Source organism: Kitasatospora sp. NPDC048722 (assembly GCF_040650235.1).
Taxonomy (GTDB): Bacteria; Actinomycetota; Actinomycetes; order Streptomycetales; family Streptomycetaceae; genus Kitasatospora.
Genome location: NZ_JBEZGX010000040.1, coordinates 35108 through 54513, shown reverse-complemented (window position 1 = coordinate 54513; position 19406 = coordinate 35108). Strand labels below are relative to the sequence as shown.

Here is a 19406-nt window from a genome sequence, read left to right as displayed (position 1 = left end):
GCGCGTGGGTACCGAACTCAACCGCCGCTGGGAGTCCGGAACGCTTGCCTACAGCGCCTCGGACCCCTTCGGCCAAGGCCCGCTGCCCTGGCTGCGAAGCCCGGACGAGTACCTGGCCGACGCCGAGGGCACCGTGCCCTGGTACGTGTCCGTGGACGCCCCCGGCCAGCGCCCGCTGGCCGCCGGTGCCCGGCCCCGGCCGCCGGTCGGCACCCCGCGCAGCGCCGACGACGTCGTCCAGCAGATCAAGGGCTTCGCCTCGGCCGGGGTGGTCCGTCCCGGCGGCTCGGTGGACTTCAGGGTCACCGTCAACCCGCCGCGCGAGTTCACCGTGGACGTCTACCGGATCGGCCACTACGGCGGTGACGGGGCGCACCACATGACGTCCAGTCCGCTCATCGCCGGCCTCGCCCAGCCCGCCCCGCTGGTGGTCGGCCGGACGGTGTCCTGCCACCACTGGTGGCACTCCTGGCGGCTGCAGATCCCCGCCCACTGGCGGCCCGGCGCGTACGTCGCCGTGCTGACCACCGCGGACATGCTGCACCGCAGCCACATCCCGTTCACCGTACGGGACTTCGAGGACCGGGCGCACGCCGCCGAACTGCTCCTGGTGCTCCCCGACGTGACCTGGCAGGCCTACAACCTGTTCCCCGAGGACGGCCGCAGCGGTGCGAGCCTCTACCACGCGTGGGACGGCCGGGGCGGGCTGGTCGGCGAGTCGGAGGCGGCCGTCACCGTCTCCTTCGACCGCCCGCACGCCACCGCCGGGCTGCCGCTGCACGTCGGCCACGCCTACGACTTCATCCGCTGGGCCGAGCGCTACGGCTACGACCTCGCCTACGCGACCGCCACCGACCTGCACGCCGGCCTGGTCGATCCGGCCCGGCACCGGGCGCTGGTCTTCCCCGGCCACGACGAGTACTGGTCCGAGCCGATGCGCCGCGCCGCCGAGCGGGCCCGCGACGGCGGAACCTCGCTGGTCTTCCTGTCCGCCAACACCATGTACTGGCGGGTCGAGCTGACCGCCGCGGCCTCCGGCGAGCCGAACCGGCTGCTCAACTGCCGCAAGCGCCAGAAGGTCCGGCCGGGCAGCGCGGCGGCCGGGGCGCCGGGCGCCGCGAGCGCCCTGTGGCGGGACGCCGGCGAACCCGAGCAGCACCTGCTCGGGGTGCAGTACTCGGGCCGGGTCGCCGCGCCCGTCCCGCTGATCGCCCGGCACACCGCGCACTGGCTGTGGGACGGCACGGGACTCCAGGAGGGCGACGAGCTGCCCGGCCTGGTGGCCGGCGAGGCCGACCGCTACTACCCGAAGGTGGCGCTGCCCGAGCACACCGAGCGCGTCCTGCTGGCCCACTCCCCGTACCGGGACCTCGCCGGTCGCACCCGCTACCAGGAGACCTCGCTCTACCGCGCGCCCAGCGGCGCGTACGTCTTCGCGGCCGGCACCTTCGCCTGGTCGCCCGCGCTGGGCCGCCCCGGCCTCACCGACGAGCGCATCCAGCGCGCCACCGCCAATCTGCTCGACCGGCTCTGCAAGAACGGGCCCTGAGCCCGTCGGCGCAAGGCCCGGAAGGCCGCCGGGAGCGTTCGTGAAAGACTGCGGGGGCAGTGACCTCCCCTTTCGCGGTGCCCCAGGCCCGTGAACGACCCCTGAGGACTGAACACCTTGAGCGGATTTGTCACCAAGCCCGAGCCGGTCCAGGTACCCGGCCTGGTCCACCTGCACACCGGCAAGGTGCGCGACCTCTACCGCACCGAGTCGGGCGAGCTGGTCATGGTGGCCAGTGACCGGATGTCGGCCCACGACTGGGTGCTGCCGAACGAGATCCCCGACAAGGGCCGCGTCCTCACCCAGCTCTCGCTGTGGTGGTTCGAGCGGATCGCCGACATCGTGCCCAACCACGTGATCTCCACCGAGGTCCCGGCCGGCGCGCCCGCGGACTGGAAGGGCCGCACGCTGATCTGCAAGAGCCTGGACATGATCCCGGTCGAGGCGGTCGCCCGCGGCTACCTGGCCGGCTCCGGCCTGAGCGAGTACGAGGAGAGCCGCACGGTCTGCGGCATCGCGCTGCCCGAGGGCCTGGTCAACAGCTCCGAGCTGCCCGCCCCGATCTACACCCCGGCGCTCAAGGCCGAGGTCGGCGAGCACGACGAGAACGTCCCCTACGAGGAGACCGCCCGCCGGATCGGCGCCGAGCTGGCCAACCAGGTGCGCCGCACCACCCTCGACGTCTACGCCCGCGCCCGGGACATCGCCCGCGACCGCGGCATCATCCTGGCCGACACCAAGTTCGAGTTCGGCCTGCTGGACGGCGAGCTGGTGATCGGCGACGAGGTGCTCACCCCGGACTCCTCCCGCTACTGGCCGGCCGACGACTACGAGCCCGGTCGCTCGCAGGCGTCCTTCGACAAGCAGCTCATCCGCGACTGGCTGGTCTCCCCGGCCTCCGGCTGGGACCGCTACAGCGAGGAGCCGCCGCCGGCGCTGCCGGCCGAGGTGGTCGAGCGGACCCGGGCCAAGTACGTCGAGGTGTACGAGCGCCTGACCGGCACCGGCTGGGTCTGAGCCGCGACCGCCCGCGGGTACGGCCGTCAGATCCAGCCGTGCTCGCGGGCGATCCGCACCGCCGCGTGCCGGTTCTCCGCGCCCAGCTTGGTGGCCGCCGAGGAGAGGTAGTTGCGGACGGTGCCCTGGGACAGCGCCGCCCGCGCGGCGATCTCGGCGATCGGGGTGCCGTCCGCGGCCAGCTCCAGGACGTCGGTCTCGCGCGGCGTCAGCGGCGTCTCGCCGGCGCTGATCGCGTCCGCGGCGAGCTCCGGGTCGACGTACCGGCCGCCGGCCCGGACGGTCCGGATGATCCCCGCGAGGTCGGCCGCCGACACGGTCTTCGGCAGGAAGCCGCGCACCCCGACCTCCAGTGCCCGCTTCAGGTAGCCGGGCCGGCCGTGGCCGGTGACGATCATGCAGCGGCAGTCCGGCAGCAGTCGGCGCAGCTCGGTGGCGACCTCGATGCCGTCCCGGCCGGGCATCTGCAGGTCCAGCACCGCGATGTCGGGCCGGTGCGCCTGGGCCATCGCGAGCGCCTCCGGGCCCGAGCCGGCCTGGGCGACGACCTCGATGTCGTCCTCCAGCGAGAGCAGCGCGGCCAGCGCGCCCCGGATCAGGTGCTCGTCGTCGGCGAGCAGGACGCGGACGGGCGGGGTCTCGGTCATCGGTGGGCCTCCTCGGCGCCGGCGGACAGGGTGACGTCGGTCAGATCGGTACGGCCGCGAGCATCCGGAACGTACCCGGCGCGGCCGTCGGGACGGTCAGTTCGCCGTCGTGGGCGGCCAGCCGCTCGCGGAGCCCGCGCAGTCCGGTGCCGCCGCCCTGGGAGGGCAACGGGACCTCCGGCACGCCGTCGTTCTCCAGCTCCAGCACCGCCCGGCCGTCCTCCCGGTGCAGGCGGATCAGGCAGTGGGCGGCCTCGCTGTGCCGCAGCACGTTGGTGGTGGCCTCGCGGATCACCCAGCCGAGCACCGACTGCACCGGGGGCGGGAGCTGGTCCGCGTCCTTGCCGAGGTCGATCTCGCAGGCGACGTCGGCGGAGCGCAGCACCGCCCGGGCGCCGATCGCCTCGGCGTGCAGGTCGGCGGTGCGGTAGCCGCGGATGACGTCGCGGACCTCGCGCTGCGAGTCCTGGGCGATCCGCTGGACCTCGGCCATCTGATCGGCGGCCTCCGCGCGCCCCCGGCGGGCGAGTTGGACGGCGAGCTCGCTCTTGAGCGCGATCGTGGTGAGGTTGCGGCCCATGACGTCGTGCAGGTCGCGGGAGAAGCGCAGCCGCTCCTCGGCGACGGCGAGCCGGGACTGTGCCTCGCGGGCGGCGTCCAGTTCCCAGACGATCGCGGTCACCCAGGCGAAGCTGCGGCAGCTGCCGATCAGGAGGGACAGGCCGATCGCCGCCCCGACCAGCAGCCCGATCGTGATGCCCGGGTCGAACCGGGCCAGCACCATCGCGGGAGCGATCAGCAGGATCTGGCCGAGTCCGGTGAGGAAGGCCCTGGGCAGCGAGAGGGCGACGGACGTCGGGCCGATCGCCGCGCCCATCAGGGCGGTGGCGACGACCGCCGTGAACGGCGGTGCGTGGGGGTTCATCGGCCCGCCGGTGGACGGGCCGAGCAGCAGGACGGTCCAGGACCCGACCACCGTCAGGGCGGCGTTGACGGCCAGCCAGCGCCGGTACTCGCTCGGCCGCTTCAGGTAGTGGTCGAGCGCGGTGCGGTACGCGCGGAGCGTGACCAGCGTGGAGGCGAGCGAGACGACCAGGGCGACCTGGACGGCGGTGCCGTAGTGCGGGAGGTTCCCGGGGGAGGCGCTGACCAGGAGGTTGATCGGCAGCATCATCCACGCCATCAGGTACAGCGACCAGCGGAAGTACAGCTCGGCGCGCTGCGGCTTGCCGTAGCCCTTCCAGCGCCGGATCGGCCCCCTGACCTGCATCGACTCGCTCCCCGTCCCGTCACGTCGGTGTCGCTGCCTTCATATCAGAGGGATGGAGGGGGCCGGGTCCTCGGTTGCGGTGCCGTCCGCCGGGACGTCAGCGGCGGGACTCCCAGCGGAAGTACCGGACCGCGCCCCAGGCCGCCAGGCCCAGCCACACGGCGCCCGTGACGAGGTGCGGCACGGCGGTGGACCAGGTGCCGCCGAAGCCGGTCGCGGCGGCCGAGCCGTCGGTTCCGGTCCAGCCGATCCGGACCAGCTGGAAGCCCGGGGTGGTGGGCAGCAGCCGGCAGAAGTCCGCGACCCGGTCGGGCATGACCTCCAGCGGGATGAACAGTCCGGAGCCGAACTGCGAGAGCAGCACCAGCGGGAGGGTGGTGATGCCGGCGGTCTCGACGGTCTTGGTGAAGGCGCTGGTGAGCGCGGCCGTCGCCATCATCGTGCCGATGCTCAGGAGCAGCCCGGCGGCCAGCAGCAGCGGGTTCACCGGGGCGCCGAGGTGCAGGAAGGCGGCGCCGCCGCCCGCGACGACCGCGCTCATCAGCAGCGCGAGGCTCACCGAGGGCACAGCCGTCCCGGCCAGGATCTCCAGGTCCCGGGCCTCGCCGGTCCGCAGCCGCTTGAGCACCAGCTCGTTGCGGCGGCCGACGTACGCGGCGGTCAGGTTGTAGTAGACGACGAAGGCCAGGATGCCGCCGATGGTGCCGATGATCAGCAGCGAGTCGACGTCCAGGCCGGGGTGGTCCGAGGCCTGCTGCTTCAGCATGCTGCGGCGGCCGGCGATCATCAGCACCGGCAGCAGCAGGGCGGTGAACAGGGCCGAGCGGTTGCGCAGCAGCAGGGTGGCCTCGGAGCGGCCGAGGGAGGCCAGGCGGCGCAGGGCGGTGCCCCGCGGGCCGGTGGTGGTGCCGGTGGCGCTGGTGGGGGCGGCGGTGGTCATCGGGCGGATCCGATCAGGCGGCGGGAGGAGCGGGACGGACGGGAGGTGCGGCCGGCGGGCGCTGGCGGCTGCGGCTCGTCCTGGTGGGCGGCCTCGGAGGCGATCGCGAGGAAGGCCTCCTCCAGGGAGGCGCTGCGGGCGTCCAGGGCGCCGAGTGCGAGGTCGTGGTGGTGGGCCCAGCCGAGCAGCTCGTGGAGGTCCCGCTGGAGGGCGGAGGTCTGCACGGTGACCTTGCGGCCGTCGACGGCGACCTCGGCCCCGGCCAGCGGCGGCAGCGAGGCCCCGGCGAACCCGGGCAGTTCGAAGGTGATCCGGGAGGGCCGTCCGGCGATCACCTCGGCCACGGTGCCGGTGGTGACGACCCGGCCGCCGTGCATGATCGCCAGCCGGTCGGCCAGTTCCTCGGCCTCCTCCAGGTAGTGCGTGGTGAGCAGCACGGTGGTGCCCTGGGCGCGCAGCTCGCGCACCAGCCGCCAGACGGCGGCGCGGGCCTCCGGGTCCAGGCCGGTGCTGGGCTCGTCCAGGAAGAGCACCTCGGGGCGCCCGAGCAGGGCCATCGCGAGGTCGAGCCTGCGGCGCTCCCCGCCGGACAGCTGCTTGACCCGCACGTCGCGCCGGTGGCCGAGGCCGACCAGCTCCAGCGCCTCCTCCACCGGGCGGGCGCCGCTGGTCAGGCCGGACCACGTGCGGCCGGTCTCGGCGACGGTGAGCTCGCCGGGGAAGCCGCCCTCCTGGAGCATGATGCCGATCCGCGGGCGGAGCGCGGCGCGCTCCCGGTACGGATCGTGGCCGAGCACCCGGACGGTGCCGCCGCTGGGCGCGGCCAGGCCCTCGACGAGCTCCATGGTGGAGGTCTTGCCGGCCCCGTTGGTGCCGAGCAGGGCGTAGAGCTCGCCGCGGCCGACGGTCAGGTCGACGCCGCGGACGGCGTGGTAGCCGGTGGTGCCGGAGCCGTAGTGGCGCTGGAGGTCGGTGACCTCGATCACGGGGCCGGAGGAGCCGGCGGGCTGGCGGGTTTCCATGGCTCCAGCCTTCCGCCGCCCGGTCCGCGCGGTCAGTGCGCGCCGTCATCGGAAGGGGGTGCGGATCCACGGGTCGGCGATGACAAATGTCATCGGTCGCCGCTGCGTCCACAGGTGCGGGGAACGCACGGGGAAATGCCGAAGGGCCCCTCGGTCGAGGGGCCCTTCGTTTCGGAGCGGACGACGAGATTCGAACTCGCGACCCTCACCTTGGCAAGGTGATGCTCTACCAACTGAGCCACGTCCGCAGGTCAAACTATTGAGTTGTGCTGTGCTCGCGCACTGCGAGCGGACGACGAGATTCGAACTCGCGACCCTCACCTTGGCAAGGTGATGCTCTACCAACTGAGCCACGTCCGCACGGTGCCTGGTGGGGCACCGGCCGCCTCTTCGGATCTCTCCGTTGCGGCGACGAGGAATACTCTACAGCATCGTTCGGGGTGGTCGCCCCACCCTTTCGGCGGGCAGGGCGACCGCGGGACCGCCGGCTCGGGCCGGACGTCCCCGCCGGGGTCAGTTCGCCTCGGCGAACGCCTCGTACACGTGCTTGGGGATGCGCCCGCGGGCCGGCAGCTCCATTCCGCGCGACTGGGCCCAGGCGCGGACCGCGGCCGGGTCGGGGGTCAGCGCGGTGCGGCGGAAGGACTTCCCGGTGCGGCTCTGCCGCCGTCCTGCCGCGACGAACGGCGCGAGGGCCTCCCGCAGCTTTTCCGCGTTGTCCACGGACAGGTCGATCTCGTACGACTTCCCGTCGACGCCGAAGTGGACGGTTTCCGCGGCGGCGCCGCCGTCCAGGTCGTCGGAGAGCGTGACAACTACACGCTGTGCCATGGGTGTCAATCCTCTCGGGCAATTCGGCCGTCGGCGCGCGGGGTGCGCCCCGGGGCCTGATGTGCACCACTCGCGCAAGCGCATACGGGCAGGCCTGGTGGCCCGCCGGATACGCAGCACTTGCCGCGACAGGTGGCCCTATTCTGCACCCGAAGCTGGTCGAAATCGAAGAGTCTGGCATTCTTTTCCGGATATTCACGTCTCTTCGTGGGACTTGCGGATACCGGAGCGCGGGACGGGAGGTTCTGTCCCGGAGTGCCGTATTCGGGTGTTCTTCGGGGGTTCTCCGCCGGGGCGGCCAATCCGCCGAAATCGGCTGCGGGGGTGGGGGTCGGCGCCGCCGGATCCCTTGCGGCGTAAGGGTCTCGGGTCTACGCGCGTCGCCCTCCCCGGCCAGCAATCCCGCCCGAAACCACCGGTAGTCTGGAGTTCCCCCGCCTCACGAAGACACCACCGGGAGTGCCAGTGGCACGCGTCGTAGTCGACGTCATGCTCAAGCCGGAGATCCTCGACCCCCAGGGACAGGCGGTGCAGCGCGCACTGCCCCGTCTCGGATTCACCGGGATCGCCGACGTCCGCCAGGGCAAGCGTTTCGAGCTGGAGCTGGAGGGTCCGGTCGACGACGCCGCACTCGCCCGTATCCGCGAAGCCGCCGAGACCTTTCTCGCCAACACCGTGATCGAGGACTTCACCGTCCGGGTCGAGGAGGCGGCGAAGTGACCACCCGCGTAGGCGTCGTCACTTTCCCCGGTTCCCTCGACGACCGCGACGCGCAGCGCGCGGTCCGGCTGGCCGGCGCCGAGCCGGTCTCCCTCTGGCACCGTGACGAGGATCTCCACCAGGTCGACGCCGTCGTCCTGCCGGGCGGTTTCAGTTACGGCGACTATCTGCGCTGCGGGGCGATCTCCCGCTTCTCGCCGGTCATGACCACCATCATCGAGCAGGCGAAGCTCGGAATGCCGGTCCTCGGTATCTGCAACGGCTTCCAGGTGCTGTGCGAATCGCACCTGCTGCCGGGCGCGCTCACCCGCAACGACTCGCTGCACTTCGCCTGCCGCGACCAGAAGCTGCGGATCGAGAACGCCGGCACCGCGTGGACCCGGGATTACTCGGCGGGCCAGGAAATCGTGGTTCCGCTGAAGAACGGCGAGGGCCGGTTCGTCGCCGACGCGCACGTCCTGGACGAGCTGGAGGCCGAGGGCCGGGTGGTCGCCCGGTACCTCGACGTCAACCCGAACGGTTCGTACCGCGACATCGCCGGCATCACCAACGCCGCCGGCAATGTCGTCGGCCTGATGCCGCACCCGGAGCACGCCGTGGAGCCGCTCACCGGTCCGACCACCGAGGGCCTGGGCTTCTTCACTTCCGTCCTGAAGCAGCTGGTGAACGCCTGATGAGTCTCGACACCGTCAAGAACGCCGAGCAGACCCCGGACGCGGCCCAGCCGTGGGCCGAACTCGGCCTCAAGGAGGACGAGTACGCGCGGATCCGGGAGATTCTCGGCCGCCGCCCGACCGGGGCGGAACTCGCGATGTACTCGGTCATGTGGTCGGAGCACTGTTCGTACAAGAGCAGCAAGGTCCACCTGAAGCAGTTCGGCGAGAAGAAGCCCGATTCCGACGCCATGCTCGTCGGCATCGGCGAGAACGCCGGTGTGGTGGACGTCGGCCAGGGCTACGCGGTGACCTTCAAGGTCGAGTCGCACAACCACCCGTCGTACATCGAGCCCTACCAGGGCGCGGCCACCGGCATCGGCGGCATCGTGCGCGACATCCTCGCGATGGGCGCCCGCCCGGTCGCCGTCATGGACCCGCTGCGGTTCGGCGCGGCCGACCACCCGGACACCCGGCGCGTGCTGCCCGGGATCGTCGCGGGCATCGGCGGCTACGGCAACTGCCTGGGCCTGCCGAACATCGGCGGCGAGGTCGTCTTCGACTCCTGCTACCAGGGCAACCCGCTGGTCAACGCGCTGTGCGTGGGCGTCATGAAGCACGAGGACATCCACCTCGCGCAGGCCTCCGGCGCCGGCAACAAGGTCATCCTGTACGGCGCCCGCACCGGTGGCGACGGCATCGGCGGCGTCTCGGTGCTGGCCTCCGAGACCTTCGACGACACCAAGCCGGCCAAGCGCCCGGCCGTCCAGGTCGGCGACCCGTTCCAGGAGAAGCTCCTCATCGAGTGCACCCTGGAGATCTTCCGCGAGAAGCTCGTCAAGGGCATCCAGGACCTCGGCGGCGCCGGTCTGTCCTGCGCCACCAGCGAGCTGGCCTCGGCCGGCTCCGGCGGCATGCGGATCGACCTCGACACCGTGCACCTGCGCGACAACACGCTCTCGCCGGAGGAGATCCTCATGAGCGAGTCGCAGGAGCGCATGTGCGCGATCGTCGAGCCGGACAAGGTCGCCCGCTTCCTGGAGATCTGCGAGAAGTGGGACGTCATCGCCAACGTCATCGGTGAGGTGACCGACGGCGAGCGCCTGGAGATCTTCTGGCACGGCGAGCTCGTCGTCGACGTGCCGCCGCGCACCGTCGCCCACGAGGGCCCGACCTACCAGCGCCCGTACGCCCGCCCGAGCTGGCAGGACGCGCTGCAGGCCGACGCCCCCACCGGCGAGCGGCTGGCCCGCCCGACCACCGGCGAGGGCCTCAAGGCCGACCTGCTGAAGGTCGCCGGTCACCCGAACCAGGCCTCCAAGTCCTGGATCACCGACCAGTACGACCGGTACGTGCTCGGCAACACCGTGCTCTCGCACGGCGAGGACTCGGGCATGATCCGGATCGACGACGAGACCAACCTCGGCGTCTCGGTCGCCACCGACGGCAACGGCCGCTACGCCAAGCTGGACCCGTACACCGGCGCCCAGCTGGCCCTCGCCGAGGCCTACCGCAACGTCGCGGCCGGCGGCGCCAAGCCGCTCGCCGTCTCCGACTGCCTCAACTTCGGCTCCCCCGAGGACCCGGACGTCATGTGGCAGTTCGCCGAGGCCACCCGTGGCCTGGCCGACGCCTGCCTGGTCCTCGGCACCCCGGTCACCGGGGGCAACGTCTCGCTGTACAACCAGACCGGCGAGGTCGCCATCCACCCGACCCCCGTGGTCGCGGTGCTCGGCGTCATCGACGACGTGACCCGTCGCACCCCGGTCGCCTTCGCCGAGGAGGGGCAGCTGCTCTACCTGCTCGGCGACACGGCGGACGAGCTCGGCGGCTCGGCCTGGTCCCAGGTCGTCCACGACCACCTCGGCGGCCTGCCACCCAAGGTCGACCTGGAGCGCGAGCGGCTGCTCGGCGACATCCTGATCGCCGCCTCGCGCGACGGCATGATCGACGCGGCGCACGACCTCTCCGACGGCGGCCTCGGCCAGGCGCTCGTGGAGAGCTGCCTCAAGGGCGGCCACGGCGCGCGGATCATCGTGCCCGAGGGCACGGACCCGTTCGTGTTCCTGTTCTCCGAGTCGGCCGGCCGCGCCGTCGTGGCGGTGCCGCGCAGCGAGGAGCTCCGGTTCAACGACATGTGCACCGCCCGGGGCCTGCCGGCCACCCGGATCGGTGTCGTGGACGGCGACAGCATCGACGTCCAGGGGCAGTTCAGCGTCACGCTGGCCGAGCTGAAGGACGCCCACACCGGCGTCATCGAGGCCCTGCTCGCCTGACAACGGTCTTCGAGGGGCGGACGGTTCGACTGAACCGTCCGCCCCTCGGCGTATGTTGGGCCCCATGCCTCCCAAGTCCCGCACGTACCAGCCGCAGAAGGTCCGCGCCGCGCTGGCCGCCCAGACCGGAGCGCTGCGCGCCGCCGTGCGCGGCCTCACCGCGGAGCAGCTGGACCTGCCGACCAGGCTGGGGGAGTGGACCGTCCGGGAGCTGCTCGCGCACCTCGCCGTCCAGCTCGACTTCGTCCCCGCGCACCTGGACGATCCGCTCCAGGGTCGCCCGCCGCTGGACCTGACGGGCTGGGTGGCGGCGGTCGGCACGGTCGCGCCGCTGCTGGACGAGCAGGCCAGGGAGCGCGCCGCGGCGGACTTCACCGGGGCCCCGGCCGCGGTGGCGGAGGCCTTCGGGCGGGCCGCCGACGCGCTGACCGGACTGCTGGAGCGGCCCGAAGCGGCCGACCCGGCACGGCGGTTCGAGATCCGGCTCGGTTCGATGACGCTCGCCGACATGCTGGTCACCCGGCTCGTGGAGACGGTCGTGCACGCCGATGACCTGGCCGACGCCCTCGGCCCCGACGCCTTCCCGCACGACCGTCAGGCCGTCGCCGCCGTCACCCGGCTGCTCGCCGACGCCCTCGCCGCCCGGGCCCCCGGCGGCGCGGTCGAGCTGCGGATCCCACCGTACGCCGTCGTGCAGGCCGTCGAGGGCCCCCGGCACACCCGCGGCACCCCGCCCAACGTGGTCGAGACCGACCCGCTGACCTGGATCCGGCTCGCCACCGGCCGCACCGCCTGGGCCGCGGCGGTGGACGCCGCCGCGGTCTCGGCCTCGGGCGAACGCAGCGACCTGAGCGCGTACCTGCCGGTCCTCGGCTGATCCGGCGCCGCCCTAGCGCAGTTCCTCCGCCAGGGCCTCCGCAGCCTTGCGGAGGCCCTCACCGGTGTACGTCCGGTCCGGGGTGTCGCCCGCGGAGTCCTCGGACAGCATGAGGACGATGTCACCCTCGCCCTTCGGAGCCAGCCGGGCGAGGGCGGCCGTGTCCGCACCCGGAACGAGCACGGTCCGTCCGGGGCCCGGCTGGTGGTCGGCCAGCTGCCGGAGCCGGCTGACGGAGGCGCGCGCCTGGCGCTGGACCCGCGGCAGCAGGAGGTTGACGGCCACTCCGGTCTTCGGGACGCAGGGTAGGGCGCGCTCGTGCCGTCGCGCGCCTGCTCCGTCCCGATCCTGTTCCGGTGCACGGGCTTTCGCGCCCGTTACGGCACCGAGGGTCCGCTCAGGTACGTCCCGTCCGCCGAGTACGGCCAGGCGTTGGGGGTGCAGCCCTTGAGGCCGTAGATCTGCTGCATCATCGCGGGCGCCGGCTTGCCGGGGCCCGGGCAGGTCTCGTGGCCGTGACCGATCCGGTGGCCGACCTCGTGGTTGACGATCAGCGCCCGGTACTCGTCCAGCGGGCCGTCGAACTGGGGTGAACCGGTGTTCCAGCGCTTGGCGTTGACGATCACCTGGCTGCCGACGTCGCAGTTCACCTCGCCGTGGGTGTCCAGGCCCGCGGCGCCGCAGAGCCGGTCCACGGTGGCGGGCGAGGCGATCTTCACGGTGAAGTCGTACGGCCCGCTCGCGACCAGCTGGAAGCCGTCCTTGCGGTTGCTGGTCCAGCCGCGCTTGTCGCCGAGGATGCCGTGGATCTGGGTGGCGGCGGCGGTCGGGTCGATCCCGATGCCGTCCTCGACCTCGACCCGGTAGCGCCGGATGTTGCCCTTGCCGACCGGCTGAGCGGTGGCGGGGGCGACCGTGAACGTCCCGGCCCCCTTGGCGGGGCCCGGGTCGGACGCGGTGGTGGTGGGAGTCGGCGTGGGTGTCGGAGTGCTGGTCGGCGTCGGCGTCGGCGTCGGGGTGGCCGTCGGAGTCGGAGCGGGGGCCCTCAGCTCGGCCGCCGGCACGACCCGCGCCTGCGTCGTCGGGCCCGTCACGGGCGCGGCGGAGTGGCGGCTCATCAGCACGACGACCGCCGTGGACAGGACGGCCACCGAGGCGACGAGCGCGATGAGGACCGCGGGGCCTATGCGGCGGCGCGGTGGGCGGCGTCTGCGGCCGGAGCGGGCACTCCTGCGCGAGGCGGTTCGAGCTGCGGGCACGCTCGACACCCTGACATGGAGAACGGGTGAATGTCCACATACCCGGTATGCAGCTTTCCGCCCGGTTCGATCACCCGACGGCGGTTGACCCCTGCGGCTCGGATGGCAGACTGCACTTCATGGCGATTCACCGGAATCTTCTCGACGGCCCCGAACCGACCCTCCTCCCCGAGGACGAGCAGCCCTACCGCATGCTCGCGGAGGAGTCGGCCTCGCCGACCCAGGTCGCGGCCGAGTTCCCGACGTTCTGCCTGGCCTGGGCCATGCTCGCCGACGACGCGTTCGCGGCCGGCCGCTACGTCGAGTCGTACGCCTACGCCCGCACCGGCTACCACCGCGGCCTGGACGCGCTGCGCCGCAACGGCTGGAAGGGCCACGGGCCGGTGCCGTGGGAGCACCGCGGCAACCGCGGCTTCCTGCGCTGCCTGGCGGCGCTGGCCCGCGCGGCCGGCGCGATCAAGGAGACGGAGGAGGAGGCCCGCTGCTGGCAGTTCCTGAAGGACAGCAGCGAAGAGGCGTACGAGGCGCTCAAGCAGTAGCAGGCCCGTCCCGTGTGAGTGCGTGAGTGTCCGAGCGCGTGAGTGCCCCCGGTGGACGGACCACCGGGGGCACCGACGTTCACGCCGCTACCGGGCTCACTTCAGGCGGTTGCCCGCCGAGCGCAGCTGCTGCGCGGCCTCGACCACGCGGGAGGCCATGCCGGCCTCGGCCAGCTTGCCCCAGGTGCGCGGGTCGTAGGTGTTCTTCTTGCCGACCTCGCCGTCGACCTTCAGCACGCCGTCGTAGTTCTGGAACATGTGCGCCGCGACGGGGCGGGTGAAGGCGTACTGGGTGTCGGTGTCGAGGTTCATCTTCACGACGCCGTTCTCCAGCGCGGTGGCGATCTCCTCGGCGGAGGAGCCCGAGCCGCCGTGGAAGACGAAGTCGAACGGGTCGGTCTTGCCGTACTGCTTGCCGATCGCGTCCTGCAGCTCGCGCAGCAGCTCCGGCTTCAGCACGACGTTGCCCGGCTTGTACACGCCGTGCACGTTGCCGAAGGAGGCGGCCAGCAGGTAGCGGCCCTTCTCGCCCAGGCCCAGGGCCTCGGCGGTGCGCACGGCGTCGTTGACGGTGGTGTACAGCTCGTCGTTGATCTCGTGGGTGACGCCGTCCTCCTCGCCGCCGGTCGGGGTGATCTCGACCTCAAGGATGATCTTGGCGGCGGCGGCCTGGGCCAGCAGCTCCTGGGCGATCTCCAGGTTGTCGGCCAGGGTCTCGGCCGAGCCGTCCCACATGTGCGACTGGAACAGCGGGTTCAGGCCCTTGGCGACGCGCTCGGCGGAGACCGCCAGCAGCGGACGGACGTAGCCGTCGAGCTTGTCCTTCGGGCAGTGGTCGGTGTGCAGCGCGACGGTGATGTCGTACTTGGCGGCCACGATGTGGGCGAACTCGGCCAGCGCGACGGCGCCGGTCACCATGTCCTTGTTGTGCTGGCCGCCCAGGAACTCCGCGCCACCGGTCGAGATCTGGATGATGCCGTCGCTCTCGGCCTCGGCGAAACCGCGCAGCGCGGCGTGCAGGGTCTGCGACGACGTGACGTTGATGGCCGGGTAGGCGAACTTGCCCGCCTTGGCCCGGTCCAGCATCTCGTTGTAGACCTCGGGAGTTGCGATGGGCATGCGATCCGCTCCTGTCGGGTTGCGGCGTACGGACGGTGCTGTCCGACGCTGGGTACGCCTTCGTGACGACTCCGGGGTACCGGCCGCTGACGCGCGGCTCTGCGGGTCCGGCACACCGGTACCAAGGTTCGGGGCGACCACCGCGGCAGACAACGAGGGTGTTTTGCGACCGCGGACCGGACGCCTGTGTCATCTTCCCAGACTCGTGCTCGCAGGTCAGCAGGAGCCCGCCAGTCGGAACGGTGCCCGGGGGGCGCACGCGGAGGCCGCCGTCAAGGTACGACCGCTATCCTGCGCCCGTGGACTACAACCAGCTGGCCGTCAACCTGCTCGACGCCAAACAACTGATCTCGTCCCTCGGCGCCATCGGGCTTCTCGCGATCATCTTCGCGGAGACCGGCCTGCTGGTCGGGTTCTTCTTCCCGGGCGACTCGCTGCTGATCATCGCCGGCGTGGCCGCCTCGAACGCCGCTTCGTCGGTGCTCGGCGACGGCGCCAAGCTGCCGATCGCGCTCCTGCTGACCGGAGCCCCGATCGCGGCGATCGCGGGCGCCCAGCTCGGGCACCTGATCGGGGCGAAGGTCGGGCCCAGGATGTTCGACAAGCCCGAGTCGAAGATCTTCCGCCGCGAGTACGTGATGAAGGCGGAGGAGTACTTCACCAAGTTCGGACCCGGCAAGGCCGTCGTGCTGGCGCGCTTCATGCCGATCGTCCGCACCTTCCTCAACCCGGTCGCGGGCACCCTGGAGATGCCCGCCCGGACGTTCTTCCTGTGGAACGTCGTCGGCGGCGTGCTCTGGACCGAGTCCATGCTGCTGATCGGCTACTTCTTCGGTGACGCGCTCGCCCCGGTGATCGACAAGTACCTGATCCCGGCGGTCCTGCTGATCGTCCTGCTCTCGATCTCGCCGATCCTCGTCGAGGTCCTGCGGGAGCGCAGGAAGAAGAAGGCCGGCGGCGTCGAGGCCGTCGGCGACACCGTGCAGAGCGGTGGCGGGCGCCACCGGCGCGGCTGAGCGCACACCGGCGGGACGCCGGAGGGGCCCGGTCCCCGTTCCACGTGGAACACGTGGGACGGGGACCGGGCCCCTCTGACGTTCTCGGGGTCCTGCCGGGCGGATTACAGGCCCAGGTCGGCCGCGGTGTAGGCGGTCACGTACGGCAGGCCCTGCGCCTCGACGGCGGCGGCGCCACCGCGCTCGACGATCACCGCGACGCCGACCACCTCGGCGCCCGCCTCGCGCAGCGCCTCGACGGCGGTCAGCACCGAGCCGCCGGTGGTGGAGGTGTCCTCGACCGCCAGGACGCGGCGGCCCTTCACGTCCGGGCCCTCGATCCGGCGCTGCAGGCCGTGCGCCTTGCCCGCCTTGCGGACCACGAAGGCGTCCAGCGTCCGGCCGCGCGCGGCGGCGGCGTGCAGCATCGAGGCGGCGACCGGGTCGGCGCCCAGGGTCAGCCCGCCGACGGCGTCGTAGTCCAGGTGGGAGGTCGCGTCCAGCATCACCCGGCCGACCAGCGGGGCGGCCTCGCCGTCCAGCGTGATCCGGCGGAGGTCGACGTAGTAGTCGGCCTCCTTGCCGGAGGAAAGGGTGACCTTGCCGTGCACGACGGCCTTGTCCTTGATCTGTGCCAGCAGGGCGTCGCGGTCGTTGCTCATGAGCGTTCAGTCTAGGGCCCGACCCGCGGCGCCCGCCCGCCGGGCAGCAGCGAGCCGGCCCGCGGCCCGAGGTCCTACCTGCGGCGCAGCGCCCGCACCAGCACCACGGCGCCGCCCAGCAGGGCCACCCCGCCGCCGATCACCCACGGCACCGCGCTGCGGCCGCCCGGGCCGGGCACGACGATCCCGCCGGCGTCGCCGCCCCAGCGGGACGCCGCGCGGGCGCGGGCGCTGCGGGCCGGCAGGGCGGGGGCGTAGCGCCCGCGCGGCGGGGCGTGGTCGACCTCCTCGGCGGAGCGGCCGACGATGCTGCGGCGTACCGGGCCGGTCAGCACCGGCTCCTCCTCGTAGTCGAACGGCACCTCGGCGGGCAGCTCCTCGGCCACCGCGTCCTCGTGCTCGTCGGCGCCGCCGGTGGGGAGGCCGAAGCGCTCGGCGTCGGCGTCGGAGAAGGCGATCAGGTCGGAGAGGTCGTCGTCGAGGTCGTCGCCGGGGTGGTCCTGGTGCTCCTCGATGAACAGGACGCTTCCCTCGTCCTGCGCCCCGGGCCCGGCCCCGGTGTCACTCCCGGCCTCGGTCTCGTCGTCCGGTGCCTCGTCCGGGGAGACGAGAGCCGCGGCGAACCGGTCCAGCAGGCGGCGGCCGGTGGCGGCGAGGGTCTCGTCGTCGCACTCGGCGATGCGGCCGGTGGCGCTCAGGTCGCCGGTGAAGCGGACCACGGCGGTGCCCTCCTCGGCCCCGGCCGCGACGCTCACCCGGACGGTGGCCGTCGCCTCGCCGCTGCCGCGCGCCTCCTGGCCCTCGGCGAGCACGGTCAGCACGCCCTCCCGGCCCTCGATCAGCGACAGCACGCCCTTGTACGTGATGGTGGAGCCACCGATCCGCACCCGCAGCCGACCCGCGATCTCCTCGGCCGGCCCGCCGCCGACGGCCGTCGGCTCGGTGCTCAGCCCCGGGACACTCCGGGCCAGCACGGCCGGATCCTGCAGCGCCTGCCGCACCAGCTCGGCAGCCATCGGGACGACAACCTCATGCTCCATGCCACGGAGCCTACCGACCCAACCGCACCCGGTCCCTACCTACCGCCCACCCGTTTCCCCCACCCCGGCCGAACACCCCCTGGGGAGCACGGCACCCCCACCCGCACCCGCGCGCCATTCGGCCGTACGCGGTCCGGTTCGTCCGCCTTGGCACCGTGATCCAGCCGCACTCCCGTAGGGGGGAACAGCCTGTACAGGAAGTCGACCCCGCCGCTTCTCCGGGTGGCGGCCGCCCTCCGTCGCGGTCAGCGGGGGCCCAGCAGGCTGAGGGCGGCCGGGGGGTGGGTGGGGCGTAGGGCGGTGAGCTGGGTGGCCGAGGTGTGCAGGGCGGCGGTGGTGAGGGCGCGTGGGGGTGGGGCGTCGGGGGCGAGGGCGAGTGGCGGTTCGGCTTCGGAGGCGAGCAGGAAGTCCTGGGTGCCCTCCGCCGCTCCGGCCCGGCAGCTCGCCGTGGCGCTGCCCCGGACGGCGTACGGGACGGTGCGCAGGCCGGCCGCCCGGAGCCCGGACTCGGTCTGCCAGAGCCCGTGCCCCTCGGCGCCGGCCCGGACGGCGATGCGGCCGCCGGGGGCGAGCAGCCGGGTGGCGAGGCCGTAGAACTCCTGGGAGTGGAACTTGACCGGCCCGCCGTCGTCGGGGGCCGGCAGGTCGGCGACGACGACGTCGTACGGGTGGTCGTCGGGGGAGTGCCGCAGCCATTCCAGGGGGTCGGCGGTGGTGGTGCGGACGCGTGGGTCGTCGAGGGCGTGCCCGGCCAGGGCGGCGAGGCCCGGGTCGGTGCGGGCGAGTGCGGCGAGGGTGGCATCGGGCTCGACGACCTGCACCGTGCGGACCCCCCCGTGCCGGAGGACCTCCCGCAGGGCGAGCCCGTCGCCGCCGCCGAGGAGCAGCACGCGGGCGTCCGGTCCGGCGGCCATGGCGGGGTGGACGAGGGCCTCGTTGCCGCGGTACTCGTCGGGCCCGCAGACGGCGAGCCGGCCGTCGAGGTAGAGCCGGAGGGGGCCTTCGGCGGGTCCGGTGAGGACGATCTCCTGCTGGCGGCTGTGCGTGGCGTAGCGGACCCCGGGGCCGTAGAGGGCGTGCCGGGCGGCGTCCTCGATGGCGTCGGAGCCGGCGGCGGCGCCGGCGAGGAGGGCGAGGACGAGACCGCCGACGGCCCAGAGCAGCAGTCGTATCCGGGGGGCCGGTTCCTCCCGGAACAGCCACAGCACGACGGCGGCCCCGGAGACGGCGTTGACCGCGCCGGTGACGAGGGCACCGGTGCCCGGACCGAGGCCGGGCAGGATGAGGAACGGGAAGGCGAGCCCGCCGATGAGCGCGCCCACGTAGTCGGCGGCGAAGAGGTCGGCCGCGGCCCGGCCGGCGTCCTCGCGGCGGATCCGCTGGATGAGGGTCATCAGGAGCGGGATCTCGGCGCCGATGAGGACGCCGATCAGGCAGGTGAGGCCGACCGTGGCGGCCTGGTAGCGGCCGATCCAGGCCCAGCAGGAGTAGAGGGCGAGGACGGAGAGACCGCCGGTGAGGGCGAGGGCGCACTCGACGAGGGCGAAGGCGGTGGCGGGGCGGCGGGTGAGGCGCTTGGCGAGCAGCGAGCCGAGGCCCATCGCGAAGACCATGACGGAGAGCACGACGGAGGTCTGGGTGACGGTGTCGCCGAGCAGGTAGTCACCGAGCGCGACGAGTTCGAGTTCGTAGACGAGTCCGCAGGCCGCGCAGACGAACGCGGCCAGCAGGACGGTGAGGCGGGCCAGCCGGGGGCGGGAGCGCAGCCGGGACCGGCGGCGGGCGGGCAGCGGGGTGAGGTTCCGCCCGGGCCGGGGTGGGCTGTCGTCGTCGAGGTCGACGCCCGGGTGCGTGGGCGGACCGGCTGGCTGATTGATCACGAACAAACGCTAGGGGACGGGCGGGACGGATAGCTGCACCCATCCGACGGACAGTGCGGGACGCCCGGTTGACGAATCGTTCCTGCGTGCGATTCAAGGATTGTGGCGGG

Annotated in this window: 19 protein-coding genes and 2 tRNA genes; 8 read left to right on the top strand and 13 right to left on the bottom strand. The window is 72.9% G+C overall.

Annotated features, from left to right (window positions below; translation table 11 throughout):
• Positions 1-4: 4 nt before the first annotated feature.
• Both AB0C76_RS26915 and AB0C76_RS26910 read left to right on the top strand, forming a co-directional pair.
• On the top strand, positions 5-1549 hold the full coding sequence (locus AB0C76_RS26915) for a N,N-dimethylformamidase beta subunit family domain-containing protein (RefSeq protein WP_359970480.1): 1545 nt from the start codon (positions 5-7) through the stop codon (positions 1547-1549).
• A gap of 117 nt (positions 1550-1666) precedes the next feature.
• Entirely contained in the window at positions 1667-2566 is a 900-nt protein-coding gene (locus AB0C76_RS26910; protein WP_359970477.1) for a phosphoribosylaminoimidazolesuccinocarboxamide synthase, read from the top strand.
• Positions 2567-2592: 26 nt separating this feature from the next.
• On the opposite strand, the gene AB0C76_RS26905 is transcribed toward AB0C76_RS26910, so the two are convergent.
• The 7 genes from AB0C76_RS26905 to AB0C76_RS26875 all read right to left on the bottom strand — a co-directional run bounded on the left by AB0C76_RS26905 (position 2593) and on the right by AB0C76_RS26875 (position 7276).
• A complete protein-coding gene (locus tag AB0C76_RS26905) occupies positions 2593-3213 on the bottom strand; it encodes a response regulator transcription factor (protein ID WP_359970474.1) in 621 nt (206 codons plus the stop codon).
• A gap of 40 nt (positions 3214-3253) precedes the next feature.
• Positions 3254-4483 carry a histidine kinase gene (locus AB0C76_RS26900; protein WP_359970471.1) on the bottom strand — a complete coding sequence of 410 codons (1230 nt, stop codon included), beginning with the start codon at positions 4481-4483 and terminating at the stop codon, positions 3254-3256.
• Positions 4484-4580: 97 nt separating this feature from the next.
• Complete coding sequence (locus AB0C76_RS26895) at positions 4581-5423, bottom strand: ABC transporter permease (RefSeq protein ID WP_359970468.1); 843 nt, start codon at positions 5421-5423, stop codon at positions 4581-4583.
• Positions 5420-6445, bottom strand: coding sequence for an ABC transporter ATP-binding protein (locus AB0C76_RS26890; protein ID WP_359970465.1), 1026 nt, complete (start codon positions 6443-6445; stop codon positions 5420-5422). Before AB0C76_RS26890 ends, AB0C76_RS26895 begins: the two co-directional genes overlap by 4 nt.
• Before the next feature lie 175 nt (positions 6446-6620).
• Positions 6621-6693 (bottom strand) — tRNA-Gly (locus AB0C76_RS26885).
• A 39-nt stretch (positions 6694-6732) separates the two neighbouring features.
• Positions 6733-6805: transfer RNA gene (locus tag AB0C76_RS26880), tRNA-Gly, on the bottom strand.
• 153 nt (positions 6806-6958) lie between these two features.
• Entirely contained in the window at positions 6959-7276 is a 318-nt protein-coding gene (locus tag AB0C76_RS26875; protein WP_030304494.1) for an Lsr2 family protein, read from the bottom strand.
• Positions 7277-7741: 465 nt separating this feature from the next.
• Here AB0C76_RS26875 and purS point away from each other — a divergent pair, with 465 nt between their 5' ends.
• From purS to AB0C76_RS26855, 4 genes are all read left to right on the top strand, one after another.
• A complete protein-coding gene (gene purS / locus AB0C76_RS26870) occupies positions 7742-7996 on the top strand; it encodes a phosphoribosylformylglycinamidine synthase subunit PurS (RefSeq protein ID WP_030278336.1) in 255 nt (84 codons plus the stop codon).
• Positions 7993-8670: a phosphoribosylformylglycinamidine synthase subunit PurQ gene (gene purQ, locus AB0C76_RS26865; protein WP_359970462.1), complete on the top strand. Its 678-nt coding sequence runs from the start codon at positions 7993-7995 to the stop codon at positions 8668-8670. Before purS ends, purQ begins: the two co-directional genes overlap by 4 nt.
• Entirely contained in the window at positions 8670-10925 is a 2256-nt protein-coding gene (gene purL, locus AB0C76_RS26860) for a phosphoribosylformylglycinamidine synthase subunit PurL (RefSeq protein ID WP_359970459.1), read from the top strand. Before purQ ends, purL begins: the two co-directional genes overlap by 1 nt.
• Before the next feature lie 64 nt (positions 10926-10989).
• Entirely contained in the window at positions 10990-11802 is an 813-nt protein-coding gene (locus AB0C76_RS26855) for a sterol carrier family protein (protein ID WP_359970456.1), read from the top strand.
• A gap of 12 nt (positions 11803-11814) precedes the next feature.
• Here the strand turns inward: AB0C76_RS26855 and AB0C76_RS26850 are convergent, their stop codons facing one another.
• Positions 11815-12087, bottom strand: a complete 273-nt coding sequence (locus AB0C76_RS26850; protein WP_359970453.1) for a hypothetical protein — start codon at positions 12085-12087, stop codon at positions 11815-11817.
• 92 nt (positions 12088-12179) lie between these two features.
• A complete protein-coding gene (locus AB0C76_RS26845) occupies positions 12180-13061 on the bottom strand; it encodes a DUF3152 domain-containing protein (protein ID WP_359970450.1) in 882 nt (293 codons plus the stop codon).
• 119 nt (positions 13062-13180) lie between these two features.
• On the opposite strand from AB0C76_RS26845, the gene AB0C76_RS26840 reads away from it, so the two are divergent.
• Positions 13181-13600: a DUF3151 domain-containing protein gene (locus AB0C76_RS26840; RefSeq protein WP_359970447.1), complete on the top strand. Its 420-nt coding sequence runs from the start codon at positions 13181-13183 to the stop codon at positions 13598-13600.
• A 96-nt stretch (positions 13601-13696) separates the two neighbouring features.
• Here AB0C76_RS26840 and fbaA read toward each other — a convergent pair whose 3' ends face one another.
• Positions 13697-14719, bottom strand: a complete 1023-nt coding sequence (fbaA, locus tag AB0C76_RS26835; protein ID WP_359970444.1) for a class II fructose-bisphosphate aldolase — start codon at positions 14717-14719, stop codon at positions 13697-13699.
• Between the two features lie 299 nt (positions 14720-15018).
• On the opposite strand from fbaA, the gene AB0C76_RS26830 reads away from it, so the two are divergent.
• Positions 15019-15735, top strand: a complete 717-nt coding sequence (locus tag AB0C76_RS26830) for a VTT domain-containing protein (protein WP_359970441.1) — start codon at positions 15019-15021, stop codon at positions 15733-15735.
• 104 nt (positions 15736-15839) lie between these two features.
• On the opposite strand, the gene pyrE is transcribed toward AB0C76_RS26830, so the two are convergent.
• From pyrE to AB0C76_RS26815, 3 genes are all read right to left on the bottom strand, one after another.
• Positions 15840-16376, bottom strand: a complete 537-nt coding sequence (gene pyrE, locus AB0C76_RS26825) for an orotate phosphoribosyltransferase (protein ID WP_359970438.1) — start codon at positions 16374-16376, stop codon at positions 15840-15842.
• 74 nt (positions 16377-16450) lie between these two features.
• Positions 16451-17416, bottom strand: coding sequence for a hypothetical protein (locus tag AB0C76_RS26820; protein WP_359970435.1), 966 nt, complete (start codon positions 17414-17416; stop codon positions 16451-16453).
• Positions 17417-17661: 245 nt separating this feature from the next.
• Positions 17662-19296: a polyamine aminopropyltransferase gene (locus AB0C76_RS26815; protein WP_359970432.1), complete on the bottom strand. Its 1635-nt coding sequence runs from the start codon at positions 19294-19296 to the stop codon at positions 17662-17664.
• Between the last annotated feature and the right edge of the window lie 110 nt (positions 19297-19406).